General features: G+C 64.7%; 14 protein-coding genes. 8 read left to right on the top strand and 6 right to left on the bottom strand.

What is annotated here, in order from left to right; translation table 11 throughout:
• The 5 genes from FJ430_RS30590 to FJ430_RS30610 all read right to left on the bottom strand — a co-directional run bounded on the left by FJ430_RS30590 (position 1) and on the right by FJ430_RS30610 (position 5,920).
• Positions 1-525, bottom strand: a complete 525-nt coding sequence (locus FJ430_RS30590) for a hypothetical protein (RefSeq protein WP_140706139.1) — start codon at positions 523-525, stop codon at positions 1-3.
• Positions 518-3,397: a sarcosine oxidase subunit alpha family protein gene (locus FJ430_RS30595; protein WP_140706141.1), complete on the bottom strand. Its 2,880-nt coding sequence runs from the start codon at positions 3,395-3,397 to the stop codon at positions 518-520. Before FJ430_RS30595 ends, FJ430_RS30590 begins: the two co-directional genes overlap by 8 nt.
• Positions 3,394-3,663: a sarcosine oxidase subunit delta gene (locus tag FJ430_RS30600; protein ID WP_140706143.1), complete on the bottom strand. Its 270-nt coding sequence runs from the start codon at positions 3,661-3,663 to the stop codon at positions 3,394-3,396. Before FJ430_RS30600 ends, FJ430_RS30595 begins: the two co-directional genes overlap by 4 nt.
• A gap of 13 nt (positions 3,664-3,676) precedes the next feature.
• Positions 3,677-4,930, bottom strand: coding sequence for a sarcosine oxidase subunit beta family protein (locus FJ430_RS30605; protein ID WP_140706145.1), 1,254 nt, complete (start codon positions 4,928-4,930; stop codon positions 3,677-3,679).
• Between the two features lie 669 nt (positions 4,931-5,599).
• Entirely contained in the window at positions 5,600-5,920 is a 321-nt protein-coding gene (locus FJ430_RS30610; RefSeq protein ID WP_181175414.1) for a DUF1330 domain-containing protein, read from the bottom strand.
• 127 nt (positions 5,921-6,047) lie between these two features.
• On the opposite strand from FJ430_RS30610, the gene FJ430_RS30615 reads away from it, so the two are divergent.
• From FJ430_RS30615 to FJ430_RS30625, 3 genes are all read left to right on the top strand, one after another.
• The gene (locus FJ430_RS30615; protein ID WP_140706149.1) at positions 6,048-6,497 is read left to right on the top strand and encodes an Lrp/AsnC family transcriptional regulator; all 450 of its coding nucleotides are present in this window, start codon (positions 6,048-6,050) and stop codon (positions 6,495-6,497) included.
• A 163-nt stretch (positions 6,498-6,660) separates the two neighbouring features.
• Positions 6,661-7,431 (top strand): 2-keto-4-pentenoate hydratase, encoded by a 771-nt coding sequence (locus FJ430_RS30620; protein WP_181175416.1) that lies wholly within the window; start codon positions 6,661-6,663, stop codon positions 7,429-7,431.
• A gap of 25 nt (positions 7,432-7,456) precedes the next feature.
• Entirely contained in the window at positions 7,457-8,191 is a 735-nt protein-coding gene (locus FJ430_RS30625; protein ID WP_140643150.1) for an SDR family oxidoreductase, read from the top strand.
• Between the two features lie 25 nt (positions 8,192-8,216).
• Here the strand turns inward: FJ430_RS30625 and tssH are convergent, their stop codons facing one another.
• A complete protein-coding gene (gene tssH, locus FJ430_RS30630; RefSeq protein WP_140706153.1) occupies positions 8,217-11,054 on the bottom strand; it encodes a type VI secretion system ATPase TssH in 2,838 nt (945 codons plus the stop codon).
• 335 nt (positions 11,055-11,389) lie between these two features.
• Here tssH and tssA point away from each other — a divergent pair, with 335 nt between their 5' ends.
• The 5 genes from tssA (at position 11,390) to tssE (ending at position 15,874) form a co-directional block, all read left to right on the top strand.
• The gene (gene tssA / locus FJ430_RS30635; protein ID WP_140706155.1) at positions 11,390-12,562 is read left to right on the top strand and encodes a type VI secretion system protein TssA; all 1,173 of its coding nucleotides are present in this window, start codon (positions 11,390-11,392) and stop codon (positions 12,560-12,562) included.
• A 6-nt stretch (positions 12,563-12,568) separates the two neighbouring features.
• Complete coding sequence (gene tssB / locus FJ430_RS30640; RefSeq protein ID WP_140643156.1) at positions 12,569-13,105, top strand: type VI secretion system contractile sheath small subunit; 537 nt, start codon at positions 12,569-12,571, stop codon at positions 13,103-13,105.
• A gap of 3 nt (positions 13,106-13,108) precedes the next feature.
• On the top strand, positions 13,109-14,614 hold the full coding sequence (gene tssC / locus FJ430_RS30645; RefSeq protein WP_140706157.1) for a type VI secretion system contractile sheath large subunit: 1,506 nt from the start codon (positions 13,109-13,111) through the stop codon (positions 14,612-14,614).
• A gap of 71 nt (positions 14,615-14,685) precedes the next feature.
• Complete coding sequence (locus tag FJ430_RS30650; RefSeq protein ID WP_181166839.1) at positions 14,686-15,135, top strand: Hcp family type VI secretion system effector; 450 nt, start codon at positions 14,686-14,688, stop codon at positions 15,133-15,135.
• A complete protein-coding gene (gene tssE, locus FJ430_RS30655; RefSeq protein ID WP_140706159.1) occupies positions 15,122-15,874 on the top strand; it encodes a type VI secretion system baseplate subunit TssE in 753 nt (250 codons plus the stop codon). The genes FJ430_RS30650 and tssE overlap by 14 nt, the downstream gene beginning before the upstream one ends.
• Position 15,875 lies beyond the last annotated feature (1 nt).

Consider the following 15,875-nt stretch of genomic DNA (forward strand, 5'->3'; position numbering starts at 1 on the left):
CTACAATACTTGCACTTGTCCAAGCCATTCCCAAAGATACGGGGCAAGGCCCCGGTCGACGTGGAGACGCGCCCGATGGGAATTGCCGAACCGGTAGAAGAGAGCGCCGACGCCGGCAAAAAGGATCGATGCCGAGCGGCTTGCCGCCCCTGGATCGAGCGCCGTGCCCCTGGCGATCAGACGATCCAGGTCCGGCCCCTCGATCTCGAAGACATGCAGTCCGGCATCCATGACCGTGACCGCGAAACCGGCCGCGTGCCAGCCGGCCGCAATGGGGAACGGCTGCTCCGCGACCGCAAGAACGCGGTCGCGGGCGATCCGCGCCATGTATCTGTCGCCACTGGCAATTGCGCCGGCGCCGACGCCCTCGCCAGCAAGCCCCGAAGCCTTCGACCAGGCGGCAAGGTCGCCGCTGACCAGAAGCTGGTTCAGCCCGGCAAGCGTCCGCATGCCGACGCCGCCTTTGCTCAGCGTAGCGGCAGCCCAGTCGGGCGCCGCCGGCCATTTTTCGGCAAGGTTACGCATGAAGCCGCCTTCCCTCCGGATCGAAGGCGCAAGGCGCGACGATCCTCGCCTGCCGCACGACACCCAGATGTTGAACGTCGATGGTTTCGCCGTGCCGCGCCGCGCCCCGTTCGATGAGCGCCAGGGCGACAGGGCGTCCCAGGGTTGGGCTCTGATAGCTGGAGGTGACGAAACCGATGCTCCTGAGCCGGCCCTCACGCTTCTCCACGCCATGCGCGCCGGTCGCCAGCGGCGCCTCGCCTTGGCGCAGCGCAAGGCCGACGAGCTGATTGCGGTCCATGCCGTTGCCGGCTTCGGTGAAAAGCGAGCGCCGGCCGACGAACTCACCGGCGCGTTTGGTCCGCGGTCCGGCGACGCCCAGATCGTGCGGCATGGTGGTTCCGTCGGTGTCCTTGCCGATGACGATGTACCCCTTCTCGGCGCGCAGGATCATCAGCGATTCAAGTCCGAGCAGAACGGCGTCGAATGCGCGGCCCTCCTGCTGCATCCTCGCCCACAGCGCCTCCGCCCGGTCGGCGCGGATGGAGATCTCGTAGCTGCGGTCGCCGGTGAAGGAGACCCTGGCGATGCGCACCTCGTCGCCGGCAAAGCGGCCGGCGGCGACGGCCATATGCGGCAGGCTGGCATCGTCAAGTGCTACACCCAGATCGAGCGCCTCCACGACCTGGCGCGCATTCGGACCCGAAACGGTCAAGGTGGCGTAGTGCGCGGTGGCATTGTGGATATAGAGCGCGTCGCGGCCGAAGCGGTCCTGCCGCCATTCCTCGAGGCGCGCGTGGACCGCGGTGACATGCGAGGACGAGCAGGACACGATGAAGCGATGCTCGTCCAGGCGGACCAGGACGCCGTCATCGAAGACGACGCCATTTTCCGACAGCATGAAGCCATAGCGGCAATGGCCCGGCTTCAGGGTCGACATGGTGTTGTAATAGATGAAGTCGACGAACTCGGCCGCGCGCGGGCCGATCACCTCGATCTTGCCCAGCGTCGAACCGTCGAAGAGCGCTACGGATTGCCGGGCTCGCCGCGCCTCCTCCTGGATCGAGGCGCCGGCTTCACCGCCGCCATAATAGGCAGGCCTCAGCCAGCCGCCATATTCCTGGAACACCCCGCCGGCGGCGCGATGGTTTGCCTCCAGCGGCAGACGGCGGACCGGAGCGTGCATGCTGCCCCGGCGCGCTCCCGCAAGGCTGGCGAAGGGGACAGGCGTGAATGGCGGCCGGTAGGTCGTGGTGCCGACTTCCGCGATGCCGCGCCCGGTGATGTCAGCCAGCAGCGCAAGACCGTTCAGGTTCGAGGTCTTGCCCTGGTCAGTCGCCATGCCGAGCGTGGTGTAGCGCTTCAGGTGCTCGACGGAGACGAAGTTCTCCCGCGCCGCGAGCTCGACATCCTTTGCGGTGACGTCGCTCTGATAGTCGATCCAGACGCGACCCTTTGCCTTGGGTTTCGGCCACAGGCCGGCGACGCCGAGCGATGCTTCCGCCCCGGTGCCGCGAGGCGCCGGCGTCGACGAACCGAAGTCGCCGGGAGCCGCGGCGCCGCTGGCCAAGGCATCCGAAAGCGAGACCGTGCCGGCCACGGCGCCGGCGACGCCAATCCCGTCGACGGCTTCGCCAGGGATGAAAGCCGCCAGCTGATCGCTCCAGGCGAGCTTGCCTTTCGCCTGCGAGAACAGGTGCACAGTGGGTGTCCAGCCGCCGGAGACGAGGACGCAGTCGACGCCAAGCGTCGTGCCGTCGTCCAGCAGGACTCCCTGGACGGCGTTGCGCCCGCGCGCCGCCGTGATCGTGCGCCCAGCCACGACTCGAATATCGGCTCGTCCTTGCGCGCCGCCGTCGCGCCGGCAGTCGACCACCGTCACCGAAGCGCCGGCAGCGGCGAGCGCGGAGGCAGGTTCATAGGCGCTGTCGTTGTTGGTCGCGACCACGATTTCCCGGCCGACAAGCACGCCATGCCGGCGCAGATAGCTGAGCGCCGCGTCGGCGGACAGGATTCCGGGAAGGTCGTTGTTGGCGAACGGCACGGGCCGTTCGATCGCGCCCGTCGCCAGCACGATGCGGCGGGGCCGCACGCGCCAAAGCGTGTCCGGCCGGCCGTCGGAGTGGCGTTGGTTGAGCGCGACCAGATTGTGGTCGTAAAGGCCGAAAGCGGTCGTATCGCTGAGCACGAGCTGACCGCCGCCCTTCAGCCTGGCAACCGTCGCCTCGACCCACGCCCTGCCCTCGACGCCATCGACTTCGCCGGCGCGATGACGCAGCGACCCGCCGGGATGCGTCCGGTCGTCGACCAGGACGACCGAGTTCCCAGCTGCCGCCGCGCTGACTGCCGCGGCAAGACCGGCGGGTCCGGCGCCGACCACCAGAACGTCGCAATGATGGTTGACCTGGTCCGAGACCTGACGCGGCTTCCAGTCCGGATCGACGACGCCAAGTCCGGCCATGGCGCGGATGCGCGGCTCGAACAGGTGCCAGTCCGGCCACATGAACGTCTTGTAGTAGAAGGCGGCGGGCAGGAAGCGGGCGAAGCGATCCAGAACGGCGTTGCGGTCGGTCTCGGCCGTCGGCGAAGCGTTGACGCTCTTGACCTTGATGCCGTCGACGGCTTGCACGGTCGTCGCGCGCGCATTCGGCACGCGGCCGACGGCGCTCTCGACATCGACCAATGCGTTGGGCTCCTCGACGCCGGAGCCCCAGATGCCGCGCGGCCTATGGTATTTGAAGCTGCGGCCGACCACGGCCTGGCCGCTCGCGAGCAAGGCGGAGGCGATCGTGTCGCCTACAAAACCCTCGACGCGCCTGCCGTCGAAGGTGAAGCTCAACGGGCGGTCGCGGTCGATGTCCCTGCCGTCGGTGGTGAGACGGGAAGCGCTCATGCGCCGTGCTCCGCTTCGCCGAGCACGGAAGAGCCCGACACCTTGTGATTGACGCTGTCGCGGCTCATAGCGAAGAACTCGCCGCATGTCATATGCACCCAGATCTCTCGCGTCGGCCCCTTCGGATTGTCGCGCATGTGGAGATAACCGGCCCAGCGCTCCGCGGTCACGTCGCTGCCGTCGGGCCGCAGATTGCCGGCCTCGCCGCCATAGTGGAATTCGCTTTCTTCGCGCGGCCCGCAGAACGGACAGGGAAAGAGCTGCATCTTTTCTACACCTTCAATGGGCAATGCCGGAGCCGGCCGCTTCGTCGATCAGGCGGCCGCGGGCGAAGCGGTCGAGATCGAAGGGCCGGCTGATGTCGTGATGCCTGCCGGTGGCAAGCAGATGGGCAAGCAGGGTGCCGCCTGCGGGAATAGCTTTGAAACCCCCCGTGCCCCAGCCGCAATTGAGGAAAAGGCCGGGTAGCGGCGACTCGCCGATGATGGGCGAGGAATCCGGGACCACGTCGACGATGCCGGCCCATTGCCGCATCATCTTCAACTGGCCGAAGATCGGATACATTTCGAGCATGCCGGCGATCACGCTTTCCAGCACCGGCAGATTGCCGCGCTGGCCATAGGACGGGATGCGGTCGAGCGCGCCGCCGATCACCAGTTCGCCCTTGTCCGACTGGCTGACATAGACGCCGGTGTCGGGCGAGATCACCACCGTGTCGATGATCGGCTTGACCGGTTCGGACACGCAGGCCTGCAGCGCATAGGAATTGACCGGCAGCCGGAAGCCCGCCTTCGCCGCCAGCACCGATGAATGGCCGGCCACCGCCATGCCTGTACGCTCGGCCCGGATTGCGCCGCGCGAGGTGACGACGCCGCGGCAGCGCCCGTTCTCGATGATGAAGTCGGAAATCTCGCAATTCTGGATGATGTCGACACCGAGACGGCTCGCCGCGCGGGCGTAGCCCCAGGCGACAGCGTCATGACGGGCGGTGCCGCCGCTTGGCTGCCAGGTGCCGCCATAGACGGGGAAGCGTGTGTCCGGGCTGAAATTGTAGATCGGCACGACGCGACGCACGTCCTCGACCGAGAACAACTCGCAATCGATGCCATTGACCTGAATGGCGTTGACCGACCGCGCGGCGGTTTCCATTGCGGATTCGCTGTGCGCGAGCGTGAGGATGCCGCGCGCGGAAAACATCACATTGTAGTTCAGGTCTGTCGAAAGGCTCTTGTAGAGGCTGTGGGCCAGCCCGTAGATCGCCGCGCTTTCCGGGTAGAAGTAGTTCGAACGCACCACCGTCGTGTTGCGGCCGGTATTGCCGCCTCCGATCCACCCCTTCTCCAAGAGCGCGACGTTGGTGACGCCGTGATTTTTGGCGAGATAGTAGGCGGTGGCGAGGCCGTGCCCGCCGCCGCCGATTATGATCGCGTCGTAGCGCGGTTTCGGATCAGGAGAGCGCCAGGCCTTTTCCCAACCGGTCTGACCGGCGATGCCCTCCTTGAAGAGCGAAAGCGCCGAGTACCGCCTCGTCATGCGCCCAAACCGCCGTCACAGGCCAGTGACGTCGCTCCACCGCAAGGACTTGGTCGCCGGGCCTCCAGCTCGAACATGTGCATCGATCGCCTCTTAAGATACCTGCCGTTGGTGCCAAACACCGCAAAGCAGCGCCAAGCACACACTTAGCGTGAATGTACACCTGTGTCCATTCGAAGCTATGAGCTCGCTTTTCGCGCGTTTCACAGATTTTGGGCATTGGTCCACCGAGACCGATAAGCGCCGAAAGCCTTCGTAAGCAGTGTTCCCTGCAAGCTGGACCGCTTTAACTTGGCGCCCCGACACTCACGGTGCCTTGGATGGTGCGATGCTGCTGGGGAAAAGCGGAGTAGGAAGACTTGCGGTAGAATTCCGCATAATTCTCATACGCTTCCCGCGCGACCTGCAAATCCTCGGCCCTCATGACCGGCCTCCAACGAGCCAAATTCTGCCTCGCAAGTTCGACCTGAAGCGGGTCGGCGTTTCAAGGAAAACTCGCACTGTCCCGCTCACGTTTGTAGCATGAACTTTTCCGGGGATCGCAAGATGCGTTCCTCGGACCGCGCTCTAAGTTTTTGTTTTTATGCATGTCGTTGTCCCAGAACCGCTGCACACTTCTGGGCGACATGCATCAAGGACGCACTTTGCCGGCTCAACGGCTTGGCCCGCTCAGACGAGCGGGTCGGGAGCGGCGCTTTCGCTGCGTCCCTGCTGCAGGATCATCCGTCCGCGATCGGAAGAGGCGCGGCGGAATTTCGACGCCGCCTGATAGTCGGTGTCATTGTACCATTTCTGGGCCGTGGCCTCGTCCGGAAATTCGAGGATGACCATCCGATCGGTGAAAGTCTCACCCTCGCATGTGGTCACCGGATCGCCCCGCGTCAGGAACTTCCCGCCATACTTCTTCAACGTGGCAGGGGTGAGCGCGGTGTACTTCTTGCAGGTTTCGGGGTCGTGGATCCTCATCGTGCAGATCATATAAGCGGCCATGGCCTCCTCCTTATTTTCGATCGAGCTTATCGCTTTATCAAAGCGCATTCACGATAAATTTCGTTTGTCATCGCCAACTTTTCGCGCATAATCACCAAGATTGGCGGAAATTTTAGCTGAAAGCGTCATGATCGAACTGGACGGCATCGACCATCGCATCCTGCGCGAGCTGCGGCAGGACGGCCGCATCTCGACGGTGGAGCTGGCCGAGCGCATCGGCCTTTCGCCCACGCCCTGCGCGCGCCGGCTGAAGAGGCTCGAGGAGACGGGCGTGATCCAGGGATATGCGGCGCGGATCGATCCGGCGGCACTGGGTCTCGGCGTCTGCGTGATGGTTTCCGTGCGCCTGGGGCAGCAAGGCCCGGAAGGAGCCGGCTTGTTTCTCAACGAAGTGGCGAAACACCCGGAGATCACCGAATGCCTGCTCGTGACGGGAAACATCGACTACCTGCTGCGGGTATGGGTGAAGGACATCGCGGCGCTTCGCGAATTCATCAGCAACGTGCTGCAATCGATCCCATCGGTGGCCGAGACGTCGACTATGGTGGTGCTCAACCCCGACGAGACCAATCTCTGATGCATGTCGCCCAAAAATGTGCAGCGGTTCCGGGATAACGACATGCATCGAAACGAAGTCGGGAAATCCCGATGCCGAAAACCCCTTAGGTGGTCTGGGGCTTACGACGAATTTGTCCGGCAATCGGCGAGCGAATTGTCGGACGGGAATGGAGAGATTTGATATGGCGTTCGATATTGTTGGTGCCGCACAAGCGCTGGTGCGCGGCCATCAGGACAACACGCAGTTCGCGACGATCGAGGGATTGTCGGACCTTGTCTCCGCCTACAAGGTGCAGGATGCCTATGTCGGGGCGATCATCGGCGACGACCGCATAGCCGGCTACAAGATCGGCCTGACCTCGCACAGCATGCAGAGCATGTGCGGGATCGACCACCCTGTCGCCGGCGCCGTTTTCGGGCGGCGGGTAATGCATAGCGGAGCAAAGCTCTCGCTGAGAGGCTACGGCCATCTCGGCCTGGAATTCGAGATCTGTGCCCGGCTCGGGCGCGATCTCGCGCCGCGCGCCGCACCCTATACGCGTGACGAGGTCGCCGCGGCGGTCGACGGCGTCTGCCCGGCGGTCGAGGTGGTGGACGATCGCCATGCCGATTATTCTGTGCTGGACGTGCGCTCGCTGGTTGCCGACAATTCGTGGAACGCCGGCGTGGTGCTGGGCAATTTCGTCGCCCCGCCCGCAGCACTGGAGGCCGTCGAAGCGATCGTCTACCAGGATGGCGCCGAGATCGGCAGAGGGGTCGGCGCCGATGCGCTCGGTCACCCCTATGAGCCGCTGGCCTGGCTGGCCGACCATCTGGGCGCTTCCGGCAGGGGCATGAAGGCGGGCGACATCGTCATGACGGGCAGCATCGTGCGCACGCGGTTCCCCGACAAGGCTTTTTCCTATCGGTTCGACATTGCCGGTCTTGGCAGCGTCGAGGTCAGCGGCGCCTGAGGCGCGGCATCATTGGAGAGGACGGATGGATCTTGGATTGAAGGGCAGGAACGCGCTCGTGCTGGGCGCTTCGAAAGGATTAGGCCGCGCCGTGGCCAAGGAATTGCTGGACGAAGGCGCGCGCGTGGCGATCTGCGCCCGCACCGCGGCGGCGCTGGAGCAGACCGCCCGCGAGATCGGCGCGACGGCGCTCGTCTGCGACCTCGCGAAGCCGGGCGCGGCGACGGAACTTGTAGAGCGGGCCAAGGCGACGCTGGGCGCGCCGGACATCGTGGTGGTCAACACCGGCGGCCCGCCCACCGCGCCCTTCGACGAGATCACGATCGAGCAATGGCGCGCCGCCTTCGACAACCTGTTCATGAGCGCGGTGGAGATCGTGCGGGCGGTGCTGCCTTCGATGCGCGAGAAGAAATGGGGCCGCGTGCTGTTCGTGACCTCCATCGCCGCGAAGGAGCCGATCAACCGCTTCGCGCTCTCCAACTCGCTGCGCGCCGGCATCCACGGACTGATCAACACGCTGAGCAAGGAAGAGGGCGCCAACGGCATCACCTTCAACGCGCTGATGCCGGGCTATACGCTGACCGAGAGACTGGCGGACGCGAAGCTCGACCTGGAAAAGGTGAGCCAGGCCATACCCGCCAAGCGCATCGGCCGTCCCGAAGAGTTCGCGGCGCTGGCAGCCTTCCTCGCCTCCGACCGCGCCTCCTACATCACCGGCCAGGCCGTCGCCTGCGACGGCGGCGCGCTCTGGTCCATCTGAGGGCGGCTTCACTCGCCATGAAGGCCTATTCGAACGAGTAGGTAAATCCTTCCGGCGACGCGCCGACGGTGACTTTCGCCATCTTCTTGCCCTCGAGCGAGCGGTTGAGCACGCCGCGGCTGAGTTCCGGCAGCAGCGTGTTGGTGAGGATGGCGTCGATCATGCGCCCGCCGGACTCGATCTCGGTGCAGCGCGCCTTGACCAGGTCCATCACGCCGTCGCCGATGACCAGCTCGGCATCGTTGGTTGCCTTGAGGCGCTTGGCGATCTTGCCGAACTGGTGCCTGGCGATCGCCTCGATCATCGCATCCGAGAGCGGATAGTAGGGAATGGTCACCACCCGGCCGAGGAAGGCGGCCGGGAAGACCTTCAGCAGCGGGGCGCGCAGCGCGGTGTCGAGATCGTCGATGCCGGTGCGCACCGTGCCGTTCCTGGTGCGGTCCATGATGACGTCGGAGCCGACATTCGAGGTCAGCAGGATCAGCGTGTTCTTGAAGTCGATGCGCCGGCCCTCGCTGTCATCCATCATGCCCTTGTCGAAGACCTGGAAGAAGATCTCGTGCACGTCCGGATGCGCCTTCTCGACCTCGTCGAGCAGGATCACCGAATAGGGTTTCCTGCGCACCGCCTCGGTCAGGATGCCGCCCTTGCCGTAGCCGACGTAGCCGGGCGGCGCGCCCTTCAGCGTCGAGACGGTGTGCGCTTCCTGGAATTCGGACATGTTGATCGAGATCAGGTTCTGCTCGCCGCCGTAAAGCGTCTCGGCCAGCGCCAGCGCGGTTTCGGTCTTGCCGACGCCGGAGGGGCCGCAAAGCAGGAACACGCCGACCGGTTTTTCCGGCGCGCCAAGGCCGGCGCGGCTGGTCTGGACGCGCTTGGCGATCATTTCCATAGCGTGGTCCTGGCCAACCACGCGCTCGGACAGGGTCGCTGCGAGCTTCAGCGCCTTCTCGGTCTGGCTGGATAGCATGCGTCCGGTCGGGATGCCGGTCCAATCCTGGACCACGGCGGCAACCGCATTGCGGTCGACCGACGGCAGGATCAGCGGCGTCTCGCCCTGCGCGTCGGCAAGCTCGGCCATCAGTTCGCGCAGCCGCGCGAGATCGGCGGCGGCTTCATCAGCCGGCTCGGCGGAAGCCGTTTCGGCCTTCGCAACCTTGGCTTTCGAGGACTTGGCCTTCTTCGAACCGGCAGCCTTGCCGTCGCCGGCCTTGCTCTCGCCAGCCTTGCTCTCGGGCGCCTTTTGCTCGGGCGCCTTTGCCGCGCCCTCGGCGCTCCCCGTCTCCGCGGCGGCCTCTTCAACCGCAGCCTCGTCGAGCGGCACGCCCTCGCCGCGCAGCTTGGCGCGCAGGTCGAGGATTTCGCTCACCAACGCCTTTTCCCGGTCCCAGCGCGCCTGGGCAGCGGCCAGACTGGTCTCGGTTTCCGCCAGTCCGGCTTCGACACGAGCCTGCCGGTCGGCGACATCGATGCCGATCGCCGCCTCGCGGCCGATGATGCCGCTCTCTACCTCGAGCGCCTGGCGGCGGCGCAGGATGTCCTCGACCTCGGCCGGCGTCGCATGTTGTGAGACCGCGACGCGCGCGCAGGCGGTGTCGAGCAGGCTGACGGCCTTGTCCGGCAGTTGCCTGGCCGGGATATAGCGATGCGAAAGCGAGACGGCCGCCTCGATCGCCTCGTCCAGGATCTGCACCTTGTGGTGCTGCTCCAGGACGCCGGCAACGCCGCGCAGCATCAGCACGGCCACGGCTTCCGAGGGCTCGTCGATCTTGACCACCTGGAAACGGCGGGTCAGCGCCGGGTCCTTCTCGATGTGCTGCTTGTATTCGGCCCAGGTCGTGGCGGCGATGGTACGAAGCTCGCCACGCGCCAATGCCGGCTTCAACAGATTGGCGGCGTCACCGGTGCCGGCCGCGCCGCCGGCGCCGATCAGCGTGTGCGCCTCGTCGATGAACAGGATGATCGGCACCTCGGAGGCCTGGACCTCGTCGATGACCGCCTTCAGCCGCTTTTCGAACTCGCCCTTGACGCTGGCGCCCGCCTGCATCAGCCCGACATCGAGCATGCGCACGCTGACGTTCTGCAATGTCGGTGGCACGTCGCCCTGGGCGATGCGCAATGCAAAACCCTCGACCGCCGCTGTTTTGCCGACGCCCGCCTCGCCGGTCAGGATCGGGTTGTTTTGCCGGCGTCGCATCAGGATATCGACGATCTGCCTGATCTCCGGATCGCGGCCGACGACAGGGTCGATCTTGCCGTCGCGGGCGCGTTGGGTGAGGTCGGTTGCGTATTTCGCCAGCGCCGAATCCCCGCCCGGACCGCGCTTCATCGGCGTCTCGGTAGCGGCCGCGGCGGGCGGTGAGCCGGCTTCGAGAGAGCCTTCGGTGACGTCGGCGAAGCGGGAAACGACACCGTCGGCGTCGATCTTGTCGAATTCGGCGCTGATCTTGGACACCAGGCCTTCCAGCACCGGCGTCTTCAGGCAGGCAAGCAGGATATGGGCGCTGCGCACCTCTTCCACGCCGAACTCCAGCGTCGCCAGGTTCCAGCCTTCCTGGATGGCGTGGAAGATGTGGTCGGAGAATTCCTCCACCGAGGTGGCGCCGTAGGGCAGCTTGTCGATGGCGCGGGTCATGTCGGCCGTCAGCCGGCTGGCATCGATACCGGCGTCGGCGACGATCATCTGCACATCCGAGCGCTCTGACAGCACCAGTTGCTGGATGAAATGGACAAGCTCGACATAAGGATTGCCGCGCAGCTTGGCCGTGTCGGCCGCGGCCTTGAAGGCGCGCACCCCCGTGGCGTTGAGCTTGGCAACCAGTTCCTTACGCTTGAAACTCTGCGATGACCGGCGCTGTTCCATCGAACCTGCTCCCGCAACCTGCCGACCGTACCCTGCCATATAAGCTGCTGCTTGACAAAGCCGCGTGGCGGATAAGGTTTTTGAATCCATCCGGGCGGCACCGCCCGGTTACACAAGCCTTGCAAACTCGCTGCAACAAACACCGGATTGCTGCCCGGGCTATGCGAGCCATTTCACATACCGGGTCCGACAATCGCGCAATGGGTTTGGCCAAAGAAAGAACGGTCGCGTTTAGCTTCCGTTAGTTTTTGCGCAGGTGCTCAATTGTCGTCGCGTGAGGCCGGTGATAACGTTGCGTCACATAGGGGTCTCAGGGCCGCTGGCTGGGGGTTGGTGTGATTGATCTCGCACTCTGGCTGAATCCTCTGAACGGTGAGAATCCGTCGGGGGAGGACTTGCGCAACGACCCGGCCTTTCATGAGCTGGAGCGCTTGACCGAGCCTCAGCTCAAAGTTGTCCATGACGGCAACAGCAAGCCCGCGTCGCAGTCCAGTCCAGTCGACTGGGCGGCGGTGCTCGAAAGAGCCGAAGAGTTGCGCACCCGCGGCCGGGACCTGCGCCTGCTGGTCATCGTCGCGCGGGCCTTGGCCAACGAGGAAGGGCTGGCCGGCCTCGCCCAAGGGCTGACGTTGATTGCGCGAACCTTCGAGCAGTACTGGGACACGATGCACCCGTCGCTGCGGACGGGCGCGCCACGCGAAGCTGCCTTACGCCGCATCAACGCGCTGCTCGATCTGCAAAACGGCCAAGAAGGCTTGCTGGCGAACCTCAGGCAGGTGGCCTTCTTCTCCCCGCGCGCGATCGGGCCGATCAGCGGCCGGGACCTGGAACAGGCTGCGCTCGACGAACGCGTCATGCTCCAGGAAGCAGCCTCTGGCCTCGGGACCGCCGAAAAGGCGGCGCTGACGAGCGGCCACAACCAGCTGTTGAACCGCGTGCGCACCGGATGCGCGGCGCAAATCGATCAAGCAGCGGATGTGATGACGTCGCTGCTGGCCGACGCGCGTGCCGCGATCGCCGCGCTCGAGGCGGTGGACACCGCACTCAACGCCCGCATCGAAGGCCATGGCGCCACCGTCCCGGAATTGAAGAAGTTCCTGCAGCGTTTGCTGACGACGCTGGAGCGGAATTCCAGTGGCGGCGCCACGGCGAACGGCGCCGCAAAGCCCGCTCCGCAGGCGGCGGCGGAACCAGCGATGCCCGCCCGCAACGGTCATGGAGCCGAGACGATGGCAAGTGTGGCAAGCCCTGTGGACGCGAGCGCCGGTCTGCCGGACCGGATCAACTCGCGCGACGAGGTCGTCAAATGCCTCGACCTCGTGGTCGCCTTCTACGACCGCACCGAACCGTCCAGCCCCATCCCGCATCTCGCCCGGCGCGTGCGCCGGATGGTGCACATGGATTTCGTGGAACTGATGGAAGATCTCGCCCCGTCGGGGCTGAAGGAGTTCCGGCAGCTTGCCGGCGTCCCCGATCCCAAGAAGCCGGCCCAGAAGGATGAAAGGTAGAAAAGCATGCCAGCAGAGAGCAAAGCGAAGGTCATCGAAAGAAACCGCGCGCCGCGCGTGCAGATCGCCTACGATGTTGAAACCTACGGCAGCCCGACGACGATCGAACTGCCGTTCGTCATGGCCGTGATGGCCGACCTTTCGGGCGCTTCGCAGACCAAGGAAGCGTCGAAGTCGGTGCTTGACCGCAACTTCGTCGAAACCGACGCCAACCGCTTCCCGAAATTCATGGAAGCGATGGGGCCGCGGGTGAAGGCGCGGGTGAAGAACACCCTGCCACAGGCCGAGGGCCAGGAGCGGGACGAAGAGCTCATGGTCGATCTCACCTTCTCCAAGATGGGCGACTTCGCGCCGGACAAGGTCGCCGAGCAGGTCCCGCAACTGGCCGAAATCCTGAAGATGCGCCGTCAGCTCGAGGAGTTGCTTGGCTTCATGGACGGCCGCGTCGACGCGGAAAAGCGCATAGCGCAGCTTCTGAACAACGAGCCGCTGCTGAGCAAGATCGCCAGCCAGGCGATGGATGACGGCAAGGGCGAGGAGTAAGTCATGGCCGAACAGCAAAAGACCGCACCCGCCACCGCCGAGGCGGAAGCCATCGATCTTGGCGAATTCAGCGGCCTCCTTGAAAAGGATTTCAAGGTCAAGAAGGACGACAGCGAGAAGCTGCAGCAATTGGTGCGCAACCTGGCGCTTGCCGCGCAATCGCGCTCCGAGAGCACGACCATCTCGTCCAATGCGATCAAGTCGATCAAGTCGCTGATCGCCGGCATCGACAAGATGCTGACGACGCAGGTCAACGAGATCCTGCACGCGCCGGAAGTGCGCGAGATGGAAGGCACGTGGCGCGGCCTCTGGTACCTGATCAACAACACCGAGACGGACACCAAGCTGAAGATCCGGGTGATGAACATCTCCAAGGAGCAGCTGGCCGACACGCTCGAAGATTATGAAGGCCAGATGTGGGACCAGAGCCCGATCTTCAAGAAGGTCTACACGGACGAGTATTCGATGCTGGGCGGCGAGCCGATCGGCTGCATCATCGGCGCCTATGAATTCTCCAACCATCCGCGCGACGTCGGGCTGCTGCGCAACATTTCCGGCGTCTGCGCCTCGGCGCATACGCCGTTCATCGCAGCCGCCTCGCCACGGCTGTTCCGCATGGACAGCTGGCAGGAACTGCCGAACCCGCAGGACCTGCAGATGATCGTGAACAACCCGGCCTATGCCTCATGGCAATCGCTGCGCGAAAGCGAGGACGCACGCTATATCGGCCTTACCATGCCGCGCGTGCTGGCGCGCCTGCCCTACGGCTCCGAGACGGTTCCGGTGAAGGGCTTCACCTTCGAGGAAGAGGTGGGCGGCGACCACAACAAATATGTCTGGATGAATGCCGCCTTCCCGATGGGCGTGAACATCAACCGCAGCCACAAGCTCTATGGCTGGGGAACGCAGATCCGCGGCGTCGAGAACGGCGGCACGGTGCTCAACCTGCCGGTGCACGCCTTCCCAACCGACGACGGGTCGATCGCGATGAAATGCCCGACGGAAGTCGCCATCGACGACCGGCGCGAGGCGGAGCTGGCGAAGCTCGGCCTGATGCCGATCCTGCACCGCAAGAACACCGATCTCGCGGCCTTCATCGGCGCGCATTCGCTGCAGGATGACGAGACGCGCGCCGGGCGTCTGGTCGACCCCGACGCCCAGTCGAACGAACGGCTGAGCGCCAACTTGCCCTACCTCTTCCCGGTCTCGCGCTTCGCGCACTACCTCAAGGCGATCGCGCGCGACAAGATCGGCTCGTTCAAGGAACGCACCGACATGGAGACCTGGTTGACCGAATGGATCAACCGGTACGTGCTGGCCAACCCTGCCTTTGCCGACGACAAGGCGCGCGCCAAGCGCCCGCTTGCCGCGGCCGAGGTCCAGGTCGACAGCGTCGAAGGCCGGCCCGGTTACTACAATGCCCGTTTCTATCTGCGTCCGCACTACCAGCTGGAAGGCATCAACGCCTCGCTCCGTCTGGTGTCGGAATTGCCGTCAGTGAAGGGCTGAAATCGCAGTCATCTTGTTTCGTTTGAAAGCGGTGGAGAAAGACAATGCCTGATAGAGCCGATGCGCCTTCGATGAAGATCGACGGCTTCCTGAAAGTCCCGGATATCAAGGGCCCGAGCAAGCGCGACGGCCATGAGGACGAAATCGAGATCCATGGCGTCGATTACAAGATGATCGCGCCCTACGATCCCAATTCGCTGTCGCGGCGCGGCCGCGTGTCGATGGGAATGATCAAATTCTTCAAGCACTACGACAAGTCGTCGCCCTACTTGAAGAAGGCGCTGTTCGAGAACAAGGCGCTGGACGAAGTGGTGTTTTCGGCCCGCCGCACCATTGACGGCGAGACCAGCGACTATCTGGTCGTGACGCTCACCGACGCCTCCGTCATGGAATACGACATGCGGCAGGCTCACGACGAGGCGGACCTGATCGAGGAAGAAGTCAGCTTCGCCTACAAGAAGATCAAGTTCGTCTACGACAAGGACGACGAGATCGAAATGGACGTCTATGTCGGCAAGTGAGGCCAAGCGGCCTGGCGCGAAAGCGCAGCTTGCCGGCAGCTCGCGGGCAAAGCGCGAGGCGGTCCAGCCCTCCCTCTGGGACCGCCTCGTCAACGACTTGCCCGGGCTGACGTCGGAGATCGACGGGCTGCGCCGTCTGCTGGAAGAAGAACTCGGCGCCGAGCGCGTCGAGGCTCTTCTTGCCGGCAGCGCGCGCGTCATCGATGCCGATGCCGAACTGACATCCGAGCAGAAACGACGACTGCACAGACTGGTCTTCCAGACCGAGCATCGCACCGAGATCGAAAGCCGCGGCGTGGTGGTGTCGGCGCGGGTGCTCAGGGAAGCGGTGCGGCGCGACATCGAGGCCTTGTTCAACACCGAGCGTTTCGAGTCCGTGCCGATGCTCTCCGACGCCGAGCACGAACAGCCTTTGGATGAGCTGCCGCCGCTCGCCGACTTTCCGGAGGTGCGCCGCAGCGTCGTCAACTATGGCGTGCCGTCGTTTTCCGGCCGCTCGTCGCGGGATTTCGACCGCGACACGCTGGCGCGCGAGATCCGCGCGGTGCTCGCCACTTTCGAGCCGCGCCTCAAGGAAAGCGCTACGACCGTCAACGTCACGCTTGGCGACAAGACCGTCGGCCTCAAGATCGAGATCGACGCCGTGCTGATCATGACGCCGACGCCGGAACGCATGCGGCTGCGCACCACGATCAATCTCGACAACGGCCTGGCGCGAACCGAATTCCGGGAGACCTGAG

The sequence above is a fragment of the Mesorhizobium sp. B2-8-5 genome, assembly GCF_006440675.2.
GTDB lineage: Bacteria > Pseudomonadota > Alphaproteobacteria > Rhizobiales > Rhizobiaceae > Mesorhizobium.